Annotated in this window: 12 protein-coding genes; 8 read left to right on the top strand and 4 right to left on the bottom strand. The window is 72.8% G+C overall.

Going from position 1 to position 13,611, the window contains the following annotated elements; all coding sequences use genetic code 11:
• Positions 1 to 6: 6 nt before the first annotated feature.
• The gene (locus KMZ30_RS19620; protein ID WP_308279736.1) at positions 7 to 879 is read right to left on the bottom strand and encodes a thioesterase family protein; all 873 of its coding nucleotides are present in this window, start codon (positions 877 to 879) and stop codon (positions 7 to 9) included.
• A gap of 57 nt (positions 880 to 936) precedes the next feature.
• Here KMZ30_RS19620 and KMZ30_RS19625 point away from each other — a divergent pair, with 57 nt between their 5' ends.
• Genes KMZ30_RS19625 through KMZ30_RS19640 form a run of 4 tightly spaced genes read left to right on the top strand, consistent with a single transcriptional unit; the run spans position 937 to position 4,851 of the window.
• Positions 937 to 2,133 (top strand): sensor histidine kinase, encoded by a 1,197-nt coding sequence (locus KMZ30_RS19625; RefSeq protein ID WP_030526549.1) that lies wholly within the window; start codon positions 937 to 939, stop codon positions 2,131 to 2,133.
• 22 nt (positions 2,134 to 2,155) lie between these two features.
• On the top strand, positions 2,156 to 2,938 hold the full coding sequence (locus tag KMZ30_RS19630; protein WP_215512891.1) for a LytR/AlgR family response regulator transcription factor: 783 nt from the start codon (positions 2,156 to 2,158) through the stop codon (positions 2,936 to 2,938).
• 3 nt (positions 2,939 to 2,941) lie between these two features.
• On the top strand, positions 2,942 to 3,322 hold the full coding sequence (locus tag KMZ30_RS19635; RefSeq protein ID WP_215512892.1) for a DUF485 domain-containing protein: 381 nt from the start codon (positions 2,942 to 2,944) through the stop codon (positions 3,320 to 3,322).
• Positions 3,319 to 4,851, top strand: coding sequence for a sodium/solute symporter (locus tag KMZ30_RS19640; RefSeq protein ID WP_215512893.1), 1,533 nt, complete (start codon positions 3,319 to 3,321; stop codon positions 4,849 to 4,851). The genes KMZ30_RS19635 and KMZ30_RS19640 overlap by 4 nt, the downstream gene beginning before the upstream one ends.
• A 106-nt stretch (positions 4,852 to 4,957) precedes the next feature.
• On the opposite strand, the gene KMZ30_RS19645 is transcribed toward KMZ30_RS19640, so the two are convergent.
• Both KMZ30_RS19645 and tdh read right to left on the bottom strand, forming a co-directional pair.
• Complete coding sequence (locus KMZ30_RS19645; RefSeq protein ID WP_215512894.1) at positions 4,958 to 6,151, bottom strand: glycine C-acetyltransferase; 1,194 nt, start codon at positions 6,149 to 6,151, stop codon at positions 4,958 to 4,960.
• Between the two features lie 162 nt (positions 6,152 to 6,313).
• Complete coding sequence (tdh, locus tag KMZ30_RS19650) at positions 6,314 to 7,354, bottom strand: L-threonine 3-dehydrogenase (protein WP_215512895.1); 1,041 nt, start codon at positions 7,352 to 7,354, stop codon at positions 6,314 to 6,316.
• A gap of 212 nt (positions 7,355 to 7,566) precedes the next feature.
• Here tdh and KMZ30_RS19655 point away from each other — a divergent pair, with 212 nt between their 5' ends.
• The 3 genes from KMZ30_RS19655 (at position 7,567) to KMZ30_RS19665 (ending at position 10,280) form a co-directional block, all read left to right on the top strand.
• Positions 7,567 to 7,905: a DUF485 domain-containing protein gene (locus tag KMZ30_RS19655; RefSeq protein WP_215512896.1), complete on the top strand. Its 339-nt coding sequence runs from the start codon at positions 7,567 to 7,569 to the stop codon at positions 7,903 to 7,905.
• Positions 7,906 to 7,907: 2 nt separating this feature from the next.
• The gene (locus tag KMZ30_RS19660; RefSeq protein WP_215512897.1) at positions 7,908 to 9,557 is read left to right on the top strand and encodes a monocarboxylic acid transporter; all 1,650 of its coding nucleotides are present in this window, start codon (positions 7,908 to 7,910) and stop codon (positions 9,555 to 9,557) included.
• 150 nt (positions 9,558 to 9,707) lie between these two features.
• Positions 9,708 to 10,280, top strand: a complete 573-nt coding sequence (locus KMZ30_RS19665) for an AMIN-like domain-containing (lipo)protein (RefSeq protein WP_215512898.1) — start codon at positions 9,708 to 9,710, stop codon at positions 10,278 to 10,280.
• Positions 10,281 to 10,302: 22 nt separating this feature from the next.
• Here the strand turns inward: KMZ30_RS19665 and KMZ30_RS19670 are convergent, their stop codons facing one another.
• Positions 10,303 to 11,199 carry a phenylalanine 4-monooxygenase gene (locus KMZ30_RS19670; RefSeq protein ID WP_215512899.1) on the bottom strand — a complete coding sequence of 299 codons (897 nt, stop codon included), beginning with the start codon at positions 11,197 to 11,199 and terminating at the stop codon, positions 10,303 to 10,305.
• A gap of 383 nt (positions 11,200 to 11,582) precedes the next feature.
• Here KMZ30_RS19670 and acs point away from each other — a divergent pair, with 383 nt between their 5' ends.
• Positions 11,583 to 13,550 (top strand): acetate--CoA ligase, encoded by a 1,968-nt coding sequence (gene acs, locus KMZ30_RS19675; RefSeq protein WP_215512900.1) that lies wholly within the window; start codon positions 11,583 to 11,585, stop codon positions 13,548 to 13,550.
• The last annotated feature ends 61 nt before the right edge of the window (positions 13,551 to 13,611 follow it).

The raw sequence follows: 13,611 nt of genomic DNA on the forward strand, positions 1-13,611 counted from the left end.
CGCAGCCTAGCCAGCGGGGTCGACGAGGCCCCCGGCCGGGACCCGGATGCCCGCCAGCTGCCGGGCGCGGGCGACGAGCCGTCCGGTGGAGTCCCACACGTCGGCGTCCTCGACGTAGACCGAGCCGGCGACGGCGTCGGCGCGCAGGGCGACCTGCAGCCACCCCGGCGCGGGCCGGCCGAGCACCTGCCCGCTCATCTCGTACGTCGGGGCCCAGCCCGCGACCCCGAGGTCGAAGGCGACGGGCATGAGGCAGTCGACGACGAAGGGCAGCATCGCGACGTCGGGCTCGCGGCCGTCGGCCATCCGCACCCAGGCGCGCAGCTCGCCGCGCCCGGTCGGGCGTCCCACGGCGAACCCGGCCGTCGCGGGGTCGACGCGCACGTCGAGGCGGTCGAGCAGCGTGATGCCCTCACCGGGACCTCCGGCCTCGCGCCGCGCCGGCACGCAGGCCTCGGGCGGCGGCATCGCGGGCGCCGCGGGCCAGCGGTGCCCCGGCTCGGCGGTCACCGAGAGGTCGCCGAGCGTGGCGGTGACCCTGGCGCGCTCGACCGGCCCGTCACCGGCGTCCTGGAGCAGGCGCACCGCCCCGGTCGACACGGAGCGGCCGACGCGCAGCACCTCGGCGCGCACCTCGACCGGGCCGGGCTGCGCCGCCGAGAGGAAGAAGGTGCTCCACGCGAGGACGTCGGGATGCCCCGCCCCCGCCGGTCCCTCGACGAGCGCGCGCGCCCCGAGCGCCATGAGCACGCCGCCGTTGACCGCCGCACCGACGACCCATCCGTCGCCGAGCTCGCCGACCCCCACGGCCTCACCCGCGCCCACGGTCGCCGGCCCGTCGGGCCAGGACAGCCGCAGCACCTCGTCGAGCTCGCCCACGCACCACACCTCTTCGTCGCTCTGCCGCACCGGACCCCGCGAGCCTAGGGTGTGCCCATGACGGGCAGCATCCACTGGCCGACGGCGGTGCTCGTCGCCGGGACGATGCTGCTGCTCTGGCTCGGTGTCGCGCTCCTGCGGCGCAGCCGGCGGCGCGGCTTCATCTCCGAGACCGACCGCGCGACGTACGCCACGCTGCACACCGCCTCGCTCGCCTCGCGCCACCTCGCGGACGGCCTCACCCCCGAGTCGGCCGAGCGCGCCGGGCGCCACCTCCTGTCCATCCTCGGCGCCCACGCCGTGTCGCTCGCGACGCCCGGCAGCGTGCTGTCGTGGACCGGTACCGGCGAGCACCACCGCGACCTCGCCGTGCCCCTCGGCGAGCAGACCCTCGAGACCGGCCGCACCGTCGCGCACGGCCCCGACACCGTCGGCTGCTCCGACCCCGACTGCCCGGTGCGGATGGCCGTCACGGCGCCGCTCGTCTCGGACGACCTCGTCGTCGGCACCCTCACGGCGTGGACCGCGTACTCCTCCCCCGGCCTGACCCGCGCGACCCAGGAGGTCGCCGCGTGGGTCTCGAGCCAGCTCGCCCTCGCCGAGCTCGCGCGCACCCGCGGGCAGGTCGTCGAGGCCGAGCTGCGGGCGCTGCGGGCGCAGATCAGCCCGCACTTCATCTACAACAGCCTGGCGGCGATCGCCTCGTTCGTGCGCACCGACCCCGACCGCGCCCGCGAGCTGCTGCTCGACTTCGCCGACTTCACCCGGTACGCGCTGCGCACCGGCGGCACGTTCACGACGCTCGCCGAGGAGCTGCGCAACGTCGAGCGCTACCTCGTCCTCGAGCAGGCGCGCTTCGGCGACCGGCTCCAGGTGTCGCTCCTCGTCGCGCCGGAGGTGCTCACCGTCACCGTCCCCTACCTCGCGGTGCAGCCCCTCGTGGAGAACGCGGTCCGCCACGGGCTCGCGACGAAGGAGGGGCCGGGGCACGTGAGCATCACCGCGACCGACCTCGGCACCGAGGCCGAGATCGCCATCGAGGACGACGGCGTCGGCACCGACCCCGAGCACGTCCGGACCATCCTCGACGGCGCCCGGGCCACCGACTCGGTGGGCCTCGGCAACGTCGACGCGCGGCTGCGGCAGGTCTACGGCGACGAGTTCGGGCTCGTCGTCGAGACCGCCCCGGGGGCCGGGACGCGGGTCAGCTTCCGTGTGCCGAAGTTCGCACCCGGGGTCCACGCACAATCCTGACCGGTGGCCTAGGCTGCCCGGCATGTCCGCGGAGCGGGGGCTGGTGGTGCTCGTCGTCGACGACGAGCTCCCCGCGCTGTCCGAGCTCGGGTACCTCCTCGAGCGCGACGAGCGCGTCGCCGAGGTCATCACCGCGAGCAGCGGCACCGAGGCGCTCCAGGTGCTCGACGCCCGCGACGTCGACGTCGTCTTCAGCGACATCTCGATGCCCGGCCTGGACGGGATGGCCCTCGCGCGGGTCATCAGCCGGTTCAGCGAGCGGCCGCAGGTCGTGTTCGTCACCGCGCACGAGCGGCACGCCGTCGACGCCTTCGCGCTCGACGTCACCGACTACGTCATGAAGCCGGTCCGCGACCAGCGCATCGCCGAGGCCGTCCGCCGCGTCGTCGAACAGCGCGAGCGCGGCAGCGCCCGTCCAACGGCCGATGCGCCGCCCGCCGCCCCGGCGGTCGAGGACGAGACCATCCCCGTCGAGCTCGGCGGCGTCACCCGCTTCATCACGCGCAGCCAGATCCGCTACGCCCAGGCGCACGGCGACTACGCCCGCCTGCACACCGAGGCCGGCAGCCACCTCGTCCGCGTGCCGCTCAGCCTCCTCGAGGAGAAGTGGGCGGACTTCGGCTTCGTCCGCATCCACCGCAGCACCCTCGTCGCGCTCCCCCACGTCTCCGAGGTCCGGATGGACCACGGCCGCTGCTCGGTGCTCGTCGGTCGCGTCGAGCTGCAGGTCAGCCGCCGCCACACCAAGGAGCTGCGCGACACCCTCCTGCGCCGCCCGCTCGGCGAGCGCCACGCCGGGGACTGACCGGTGAGCACGCCCGCGCAGCCCCCGCCGCGGGTGCGGGTCACGAGCTCGCGCCGCGGCGCCGCCCCGCTGCGCTCGCGTCCGCCGGCCCGCGACATCGACGAACAGACCGAGCTCGGCGACGTCTACCTCGAGGGCCTGATGCGGGCCCAGCTGCGCCTCTCGCTGGCCGTCCTCGCGATCACCGTCGCGGGGCTGACCGCGCTCCCCGTCGTCCTCCTCCTCGTGCCCGCGACCCGCGGGGTGACCGTGTTCGGGGTCCCCTTCGCGTGGCTCGTGCTCGGCGTGGCCGTCTACCCGGCGGCCTGGGTGGTGGCCCGCTGGTACACCCGGCAGAGCGAGCGCGTCGAGTCGGACTTCGTCGACGTCGTCGAGGACCCGTGAGCCAGCCGCTGTCGCTCGCCGCCGTCGTCGCGGTGTGCCTGACGACCCTCGCCGTCGGCGGCCTCGGGCTGCGCCTCTCGCGCCGCACGAGCGACTTCTACGTCGCGGGCCGCACGGTGTCGCCGCGCCTCAACGCGTCGGCCATCGGCGGCGAGTACCTGTCGGCGGCGAGCTTCCTCGGGGTCGCCGGCCTGGTCTACGGCGGCGGGGTCGACCTCCTCTGGCTGCCGGTCGGGTACACGCTCGGCTACCTCGTGCTCCTCGTGATGGTCGCCGCCCCGATGCGCCGCTCCGGTGCGTACACGCTGCCCGACTTCGCCGAGGCCCGGTTGGGGTCCAAGGCGATCCGCCGCGTCTCGTCGGTCCTCGTGCTCGCCATCGGGTGGCTCTACCTCGTGCCGCAGTTCCAGGGCGCGAGCCTGACGCTCACCCTCGTCACCGGCGCCCCCGAGTGGGTCGGCGGGCTCGTCGTCATGGTCGTCATCGCCGCGGCCGTCGGCGCCGGCGGGATGCGCTCGATCACCTTCGTCCAGGCCGTGCAGTACTGGGTCAAGCTCACCGCGCTCGCGGTGCCGGCGTTCGTCCTGCTGCTCCTGTGGTTCCGCGACGGCCACCCCGCGCCGGTCGTCCCGCCGGAGTGGAGCATCCCCCTGACGCCCACCGGCCCCGAGGACCACCCCGTCTACCGCAACGCCTCGACCGTCCTCGCCCTCTGCCTCGGCACGATGGGCCTGCCGCACGTGCTCGTCCGGTACTACACGAACCCCGACGGCGTCGGCGCGCGCCGCACGACCGTCACGGTCATCGCCCTGCTCGGCACCTTCTACCTCATCCCCCCGGTCTACGGGATGCTCGGCCGGGTCGCCTTCCCCTCCCTGCCCGACGGGATGCGCTCGGACTCGGTCGTGCTCCGGCTGCCCGGCGAGCTCGTCGGCGGTCTCGGCGGTGACCTCCTCACCGCGATGCTCGCGGGGGGCGCGTTCGCGGCGTTCCTGTCGACGGCGTCCGGCCTCGCGATGTCGGTGACCGGCGTCATCGACCAGGAGCTGCTGCGCCCCCGGCTCGCGCGGTTCACCGGCGGCGACGCCCCGGGCGTCCGTGGCTTCCGGTTCGCCGCCGTCGTCGGCGTGGTCGTCCCCTACGTCGTCAGCCGCGTGGCCGAGCCGCTCGGTGTCGCGACGACGGTCGGGCTCGCGTTCGCCGTGGCCGCCGCGACCTTCGCCCCGCTCATCATGCTCGGGGTCTGGTGGCGGCGGCTGTCGACGACCGGTGCGCTGGCCGGGCTGCTCGTCGGCGGCGGCGCCACCGTCTCGGCGCTCGCGCTGACGATGACCACGAGCCACCTCGGTGGATGGCCCGCCGCGCTGCTCGCGAACCCGGCGCTGTGGGCGGTGCCGCTGGCCTTCGCGACGGCCGTGCTCGTGTCGTACGCGACGCCGGGCCGCGTGCCGGCGTCGACGACCCGCATCCTCGTGCGGCTGCACACGCCGGAACGGGTCCGGTTGGCGCGCAGCCGCGTCCGGGACTGACCCCACGATCGACCCCACCGCCGGCTCTCCTGCGAACGTGTGTGAAATCGCCGGGGACCCCCGGCGGTTTCACACGCGTTCGCGGGAGGTCGAGCCGGCCGAGCGGTCAGGCCACCGCGTCGCGCCCCGCCACGAAGGCCTCGACGCAGCGCCGCACGTCGGCCTCCGAGTGCGCCGCCGACAGCTGCACCCGGATGCGCGCTTTGCCTCGCGGGACGACCGGGAAGCTGAAGGCGATGACGTACACGCCGTTCGCGAGCATGTGGTCGGCGATCTGCGTCGCCTGGCGCGCGCCGTCGTCGCCGGGGAACATCACGGGGACGATCGGGTGGCTGCCCGGCAGGAGGTCGAAGCCGGCCTCGTCCATCAGCTCCCGGAAGAGGGATGCGTTGCGCCGCAGCGTCTCCCGGGCGTCGTCGGACGAGGCGACGAGGTCGAGCGCGGCGAGCGAGCCGGCGACGACCGCCGGCGCGACGGAGTTGGAGAACAGGTACGGGCGGGAGCGCTGGCGCAGCAGCTCGACGACCTCGCGGTGGCTCGCGACGTAGCCGCCGGACGCGCCGCCGAGGGCCTTGCCGAGCGTGCCCGTGAGGATGTCGACGCGGTCGCGTACTCCGAACAGCTCGGGGGTGCCGCCGCCGTGCTGCCCGACGAAGCCCACCGCGTGGCTGTCGTCGACGAGGACCATCGCCTCGAACTCCTCGGCGAGGTCGCAGATCTCGTCGAGCGGCGCGTACGAGCCGTCCATCGAGAAGACGCCGTCGGTGACGACGCACACGCGGCGGGCGCCGGCCTCGCGCGCGGCGACGAGCTGGGCGCGCAGGTCGTCCATGTCGGCGTTCTTGTAGCGGTAGCGCGCCGCCTTCGACAGGCGCACGCCGTCGATGATCGAGGCGTGGTTGAGCTCGTCGGAGACGATCGCGTCCTCGGCGCCGAAGAGCACCTCGAAGACACCGCCGTTGGCGTCGAAGCACGAGCTGTAGAGGATCGTCGCCTCGGTGCCGAGGAACTCCGAGAGGCGGCGCTCGAGCTCGGTGTGCTGCGTCTGGGTGCCGCAGATGAAGCGGACCGAGGCCATCCCGAAGCCCCAGGTGTCGAGGGCGGCCTTGGAGGCGCCGACGACCGCCTCGTGGTCGGCCAGGCCGAGGTAGTTGTTGGCGCAGAAGTTGAGCGACTCCCCCGCCGTGGTCCCGACGTGCGCCGACTGCGGCGTCGTGATCTCGCGCTCGCGCTTGGTGAGCCCGGCGTCCTCGATCTCCTGCAGCGTCGCCTGCAGCTGGTCCTTGACAGCGCCGTACACGGGGGGGCTCCTCACGAGGTCGGGGTCGGGGCGGGCGTCGGGGTGGCCGACCGATCCAGCCTAGGCCCGCCGGCACATCGGTCGTCCCCCGCCGGCCCACGTCCTCGACAACCTCGCACGTGCGGGGTGGGCAGGAGCAGGAAGCCGTCGACGCCCCCGGCGTCAGGACCAGTCGAGGACGACCTTGCCGCCGGTGCCCGAGCGGGTCTCGGCGAACGCCGCCTCCCAGTCCTCGGCAGCGTGCCGGCCGGTGACGACGGACGACACCGCCGAGCGCAGCCGCTCCGACGTCGCGAGCATCGAGCCCATGAGGTACCAGGTCTCGAACATCTCACGGCCGTAGATCCCGCGCAGCGTGATCATGTGCGTGATGACCCGGCCCCAGTCGATGGCGTAGCGGTCCTTGGGCAGCCCGAGCAGCGCCACCTTGCCCCCGTGGTTCATGTTGTCGAGCATCTCCTCGACGGCCACGGGCGACCCGGACATCTCCAGCCCGATGTCGAAGCCCTCGAGCATCCCCAGCTCCGCCTGCGCCGCGCGCAGCGACCCGCCGCGGGCCACGTTGACCCCGCGGTCGGCGCCGGCGGCCTCGGCGAGCGCGAGCCGCTCGTCGGACAGGTCCGTGACGACGATGCGCCGCGCGCCGGCGTGCCGGGCGACGGCGGTGGCCATCACGCCGATCGGGCCGGCCCCGGTGACGACGACGTCCTCGCCGACGACCGGCCACTGCAGCGCCGTGTGGACGGCGTTGCCGAGCGGGTCGAAGAGCGCGCCGAGGTCGGGGTCGAGGTCGGCCGGCTGCACCCAGGCGTTCGTCGCGGGGATGACGACGTAGTCGGCGAAGGCGCCGTCGCGGTTGACCCCGACGCCGACGGTGTTGATGCACAGGTGCCGTCGTCCGGCGCGGCAGTTGCGGCACGTGCCGCAGACGAGGTGCCCCTCACCGGAGACGCGGTCGCCGACGGCCACGTGGTCGACGTCGGCGCCGACCTCGACGACCTCGCCGAAGAACTCGTGCCCGAGGGTCATCGGCGCCTGAACGGTCGCGGCCGCCCACTCGTCCCACTGCTCGAGGTGGAGGTCGGTGCCGCACAGGCCCGCCCGCAGCACCCGGATCTTCACGTCCTTCGGGCCGCACTCGGGCTCGGGCACGTCGACCAGCGACAGCCCCGGACCGGCGGAGACCTTCCTCAGCGCACGCACGGCGCCCATCATGCCGGGGCGACCGCTCGTCGCACCACGCGGCCCGTTCGGCGCACTGTGACCCACCGCACACCGTGGTCGGCGCCCCGCCCACCGACGCGGGGCGCCGCCCGCCGAGGGACCCGGCGCGGGGTCTCGCCAGCGCACCCCCGGGGCGCCCACCCTTGGGGCGTTCCGGGCAGAGCCGCTCGGACCCGACCCTGGAGGTGACCGTGAGCAACGAAGCTCGCACGCAGGCCGAGGACCCGTACCTCGCCCTGCAGACCACGTCGGAGTTCCAGGAGCTGCGCCGCAAGTTCCGGGGCTTCGTGTTCCCGATGACGGCGTTCTTCCTCGCCTGGTACTTCCTCTACGTCCTGCTGTCGATCTTCGCCCCGAGCTTCATGGGCACCAAGGTCGCCGGCAACATCACCATCGGCCTGCTCTTCGGCCTCGGCCAGTTCGTGACGACCTTCGCGATCACGATCATCTACTCGCGCTGGGCCACCCGTGAGTTCGACCCGGCCGCCGACGCCCTCGGCGCGCGCCTCGACGCCGGCAAGGAGCACTGACCATGGCGCTCACCCTCCCGATGGCCGACGCGGCCACGACGGTCGGCTCGCCGGCCCTCAACATCGGCATCTTCGCGGCGTTCGTCGTCGTCACGCTCGTCATCGTCATCCGCGTCGCCGCGGGCAAGAAGACGGCCGAGCAGTACTACACCGCCGCGGGCGCCTTCAACGGCCGCCAGAACGGCATCGCCATCGCCGGCGACTACCTGTCGGCGGCGTCCTTCCTCGGCATCGCCGGCGCCATCGCCCTCCAGGGCTACGACGGCTTCCTCTACTCGATCGGCTTCCTCGTCGCGTGGCTCGTCGCGCTGCTGCTCGTCGCCGAGCTGCTGCGCAACACCGGCCGGTTCACGATGGCCGACGTCCTCAGCTACCGCCTCAAGCAGCGCCCGGTGCGCATCGCGACCGCCATCTCGGTCATCGCGGTGTCGTTCTTCTACCTGCTCGCGCAGATGGCCGGTGCCGGTGGCCTCGTGTCGCTGCTGCTCGGCATCTCGGGCGAGACCGCGCAGGACCTCGTCATCGCGATCGTCGGCGTCATCATGATCGCCTACGTCCTCATCGGCGGGATGAAGGGCACGACCTGGGTGCAGATCATCAAGGCGGTGCTGCTCATCGCGGGCACCTTCGTCATCACGGTCTGGGTGCTCGGCAAGTACTCGTTCAACATCAGCTCGCTCTTCCAGGCCGCGGCCGACAACTCCCCGAAGGCCGGCGAGAAGCTCTTCGAGCCGGGCCTGAAGTACGGCAAGAACCTCACGACGAAGATCGACTTCATCTCGCTGTCGATGGCCCTCGTCCTCGGCACCGCCGGTCTGCCGCACGTGCTCCAGCGCTTCTACACGGTCCCGACGAGCAAGCAGGCCCGCAAGTCGGTCGAGTGGGCCATCTGGCTCATCGGCGGCTTCTACCTGCTGACCCTCGTCGTCGGCTACGGCGCCGCCGCCCTCGTCGGCCCGGCGACGATCAACGCCGCCCCCGGCAAGGCGAACGCGGCCGCCCCGCTGCTCGCCTACGAGCTCGGGGGCTCGGTGCTCCTCGGCATCATCTCGGGTGTCGCCTTCGCCACGATCCTCGCGGTCGTCGCCGGCCTGACCATCACGACGTCGGCGACCTTCGCCCACGACCTCTACAAGGAGGTCTTCAAGCGGGGCCAGAGCTCCCAGGAGCAGGAGGTGCGGGTCGCCCGCACCGCGGCCATCGTCATCGGCATCGTCGCGATCGTGGGCGGCATCTTCGCCAAGAGCCAGAACATCGCGTTCCTCGTGGCGCTCGCCTTCGCCGTCGCGGCGTCGGCCAACCTGCCGACGATCCTCTACTCGCTGTTCTGGAAGGGCTTCAACACCCGCGGCGCCCTGTTCTCCATCTACGGCGGCCTCATCAGCGCGATCGGCCTGATCATCTTCAGCCCGGTCGTCTCCGGCAAGCCGCCGCTGGAGCCGGGCGGACCCAGCCAGTCGATGATCCAGAACACGGCGATCGACTTCCACTGGTTCCCGCTCGACAACCCGGGCCTGGTCTCCATCCCGCTCGCGTTCTTCCTCGGCTGGCTCGGCTCGGTGACGAGCAAGGAGCACAACGCCGCGAAGTACGCCGAGATGGAGGTCCGCTCCCTCACCGGCCACGGCGTCGGCGAGGCGATCGACCACTGACCGGTCGGGTCGGGGGACCGCCTCCCCCGACCCGACCCACCGGCAGCAGCGGCCGCGGGGCTGGAGAGCCCTCCGCGGCCGTTGCGTCGTGTCCGGGGTCTGGCGCGTCGCCCCTCCACCGGCGTATACCGGCGGTGAAGGAGGCAGACCATGTCCACGACCCGACCCGCCCGCCGCCGTTCCTCCGTCACCGCCCGGGGCCGGGTCACGGTCCTCGTCGCGGCGCTCGCCGTCGCGGCCGCTCCCGCCCTCGTCACCGCCACCCCCGCCACGGCGCAGCCCACCGCCGCGAGCGCCTGCTCGACCGCCTGGGGGTCGCTGCCCAGGACCTCGGCCCCGCTCGTGACCGGACGCCTCACGGGGGTCCGGGCGGGCCACCACGCGTGCTACGACCGGCTCGTCGTCGACATGACGGGGGTCGCCCCCGGCTACGACGTGCGCTACGTGAGCAGCGTCCGTGCCGAGGGCTCGGGGTCCGTCGTGCCGGTGGCCGGCGGTGCGCGCCTCGCGGTCGTCGTCAAGAAGGGCGCGACGAGCGTGCCCTCGATGCCGTCGGTCGCCGGCTACCCGACGTTCCGGCAGGTCCGCTGGGCCGGCTCGTTCGAGGGGTACACGACGATCGGGCTCGGGGTGCGGGCCCGCCTGCCGTTCCGGGTCTACACCCTCGAGGACCCCACGACCCGCACGAGCCGCCTCGTCGTCGACGTCGCCCACACGTGGTGAGCGAGCACGGAGCGCGTCGGGGTCAGACCGCGGCGCCGGCCTGCGCGCGCAGCCGGGCGGCGAGGTCGTCGTCGACGGTCTCGAAGAAGGCCCCGACGACGTCCTCGAGCTGCTCGACGCTCTCGGCCCGGAACAGCACCGGCTGGTAGGCGGTGATGTCGTAGTTGAGCGTGCCCATCGCGACGAGGTCGAGCGGGCGGATGTCCATCGACCGGAACTCGTCCATCTCTCCGTAGCTGCTGAGGATGCCGGCGCCGTAGGCCTTGAGCTCGTCGCCGTCGGCCATGACCCCGAACTCCATCGAGAACCAGAAGACGTCGGCGACGAACTTGACGGCCTCGTCGGTCTCGAGGCGGGTCGTCGCCTCGCCGGCGGCCTGCGTCACGGCGGCGAAGCGGGGGCTCGCGAGCTGGTTCCCGTGACCGACGACCTCGTGGAGGATGTCCGGCTCGGGCGTGTAGAGCGGCCGGCTGTCGTGCCGCAGGTACTGCGTCGAGCTGAAGACCCGGCGGCCGAGGTCGCGGTAGAAGTCGCGCAGCGGGACCAGGCCCGGCGCGCACGTGTAGGACCAGCCGGTGAGCGGCAGGAGGCGCTCGGTCACCTCGTGCAGCTGCGGCACGTGGTCGACCGGCAGGTCGAGGGCGGCCTTGCCACGGAGGAACTCCGGGTGGGCGTAGCGCTCGTGCTTCGGCGCCAGCTCGGTGCTCACGGTGCGCCAGACGGCGTGCTCGGCCTCGGTGTACTCGATCGTCGGGACGGGGTCCCCGGGGCGGTGGGCCAGCGACACGGCGGCGATCTCGCCTCGGCGCCGCAGGTAGGCCTCGTCGTGCAGCCCGGGGTGGTTGTCCGACAGGTGCACCCTGACGGTGCCGTCGTCCTCGGTCGTCACGGCCGAGTACAGCTGTCCTTCCTCGAACACCGCGCTCACCTCCTCGTGAGTGGTCGTGGCCTCGTGGGCCGGACCTCCACGGAAGCATGCGATCGCGCAGAGCGGAACCCTTGACCCCGCTCCTGGGCAACGAGCGCACATTTTCGCCACCCCGTTCCGCGTGTCGCTGCACATCCTGTCCAGTCGTCGCCCGGGCCGCCTTCACCTCGCCCCGCCGCGTCCATCTCACCTCGCCGCCGCCACCTCGCCCCGCCGCCCGTCACGGCACCCCGGCACGGCGAGACACCACCCCGAGGATCCGCTCGGCGCGCCGCACACCCCGCTGGACCGGTCCCTCCGGACGGACGGTTGCCTCGCTCGCCCGCGTCGGGTTGGCTGTGGCCGTACCCGCCACTCGACGACGAGGAGGACCCGTGACCGACGACAGCCTGTCGAGCCACCTGCACGAGCTGGACCTGAGCCCCGACCCGGCGTTCACCGCGCAGGCCAACGGCACCGCGGAGATGTACGACGAGGCCGCGGCCGACCACGAGGGCTTCTGGGCGCGGCAGGCGCGCGAGCGGATCACCTGGGCCAAGGAGTTCGACACCACGCTCGACTGGAGCGAGGCCCCCTTCGCGAAGTGGTTCGTCGGTGGCGAGCTCAACGTCGCCTACAACTGCGTCGACCGCCACGTCGAGGCCGGGAACGGCGACCGTGTCGCCATCCACTTCGAGGGCGAGCAGGGCGACACCCGCACCATCACCTACGCCGACCTCCAGCGCGAGGTGAGCAAGGCCGCCAACGCGCTGGCCTCGCTCGGCGTCTCGACCGGCGACCGTGTCGCGGTCTACATGCCGATGATCCCCGAGACGGTCTTCACGATGCTCGCCTGCGCGCGCCTCGGGGCCCCGCACTCGGTGATCTTCGGCGGCTTCTCGGCCGAGGCGCTGCACACCCGCATCGCCGACGCCGAGGCCAAGGTCGTCGTGACGACAGACGGCCAGTGGCGCCGCGGCAAGCCGGCGCCGCTCAAGGCCGCCGTCGACGCCGCCATCCACCACGGCGACGACGCCTCCCCCGTCGAGAAGGTGCTCGTCGTCAAGCGCACCGACACCGAGGTCGAGTGGGACGACGAGCGCGACGTCTGGTGGCACGACCTCGTCGAGGGCCAGCCCGACACGCACGAGGCGGTGCCGGTCGACAGCGAGCACCCGCTCTTCATCCTCTACACCTCCGGGACGACCGGGAAGCCGAAGGGCATCTTCCACACGACCGGCGGCTACCTCACGCAGGCCGCGTACACGAACGCCGTCGTCCACGACCTGCACCCCGAGACCGACGTCTACTGGTGCACCGCCGACGTCGGCTGGGTCACCGGCCACAGCTACATCGTCTACGGGCCGCTGGCCAACGGCGCGACCCAGGTGCTCTACGAGGGCACCCCGGACAGCCCGCACCAGGGCCGCTGGTGGGAGATCGTCGAGAAGTACAAGGTCTCGATCCTCTACACGGCGCCGACCGCGATCCGCACGTTCATGAAGTGGGGCACCGACATCCCCGCCAAGTACGACATGTCCTCGATCCGCGTCCTGGGCAGCGTCGGCGAGCCGATCAACCCCGAGGCCTGGCTCTGGTACCGCAAGCACGTCGGCGGCGACCGGGCGCCGATCGTCGACACGTGGTGGCAGACCGAGACGGGCGCGATCATGATCAGCCCGCTGCCCGGTGTGACGACGCTCGAGCCGGGCTCGGCGCAGCGGCCCATCCCGGGCATCTCCGCCGAGATCCTCGACGACGACGGCAACCCGTTCACCGAGGGCGAGAAGGTCGGCTACCTCGTCCTCACGAAGCCGTGGCCCTCGATGCTGCGCGGCATCTGGGGCGACCCGGAGCGCTACAAGGAGACGTACTGGTCGCGGTTCGGGCCGAAGTACTACTTCGCGGGCGACGGCGCCAAGTACGACGACAAGGGCAACATCTGGCTGCTCGGTCGCGTCGACGACGTCATGAACGTCTCCGGCCACCGCCTCTCCACGGCCGAGATCGAGTCGGCCCTCGTGTCGCACCCGTCGGTCGCCGAGGCCGCGGTCGTCGGCGCCGCCGACGAGACGACCGGCCAGGCGGTCTGCGCCTTCGTCATCCTCCGGGGCGGCGCGACCGACCAGGGCGAGGAGACCGTCCAGGAGCTGCGCAACCACGTGGCGAAGGAGATCGGCCCGATCGCCAAGCCGCGCCAGGTGATGATCGTCCAGGAGCTGCCCAAGACCCGCTCGGGCAAGATCATGCGCCGCCTGCTCAAGGACGTCGCCGAGAACCGCGAGGTCGGGGATGTCACGACGCTCGCCGACAGCTCGGTGATGAACCTCATCAAGCAGGGGATGTCCTCCGGCTCCGACTGACGCCGGACCCTCCGGACGACGGGGCGCCACCCACGGCGGGTGGCGCCCCGTCGCGCGTCCT

It is taken from the genome of Phycicoccus mangrovi (assembly GCF_018729305.1).
GTDB classification, from domain to species: Bacteria; Actinomycetota; Actinomycetes; order Actinomycetales; family Dermatophilaceae; genus Phycicoccus; species Phycicoccus jejuensis.

Coding starts and splice junctions, on each gene's coding strand:
- KMZ30_RS19625 (WP_030526549.1), top strand. CDS start 937: ATGACGGGCAGCATCCACTGGCCGACGGCGGTGCTCGTCGCCGGGACG.
- KMZ30_RS19660 (WP_215512897.1), top strand. CDS start 7,908: ATGGCGCTCACCCTCCCGATGGCCGACGCGGCCACGACGGTCGGCTCG.
- KMZ30_RS19665 (WP_215512898.1), top strand. CDS start 9,708: ATGTCCACGACCCGACCCGCCCGCCGCCGTTCCTCCGTCACCGCCCGG.
- KMZ30_RS19630 (WP_215512891.1), top strand. CDS start 2,156: ATGTCCGCGGAGCGGGGGCTGGTGGTGCTCGTCGTCGACGACGAGCTC.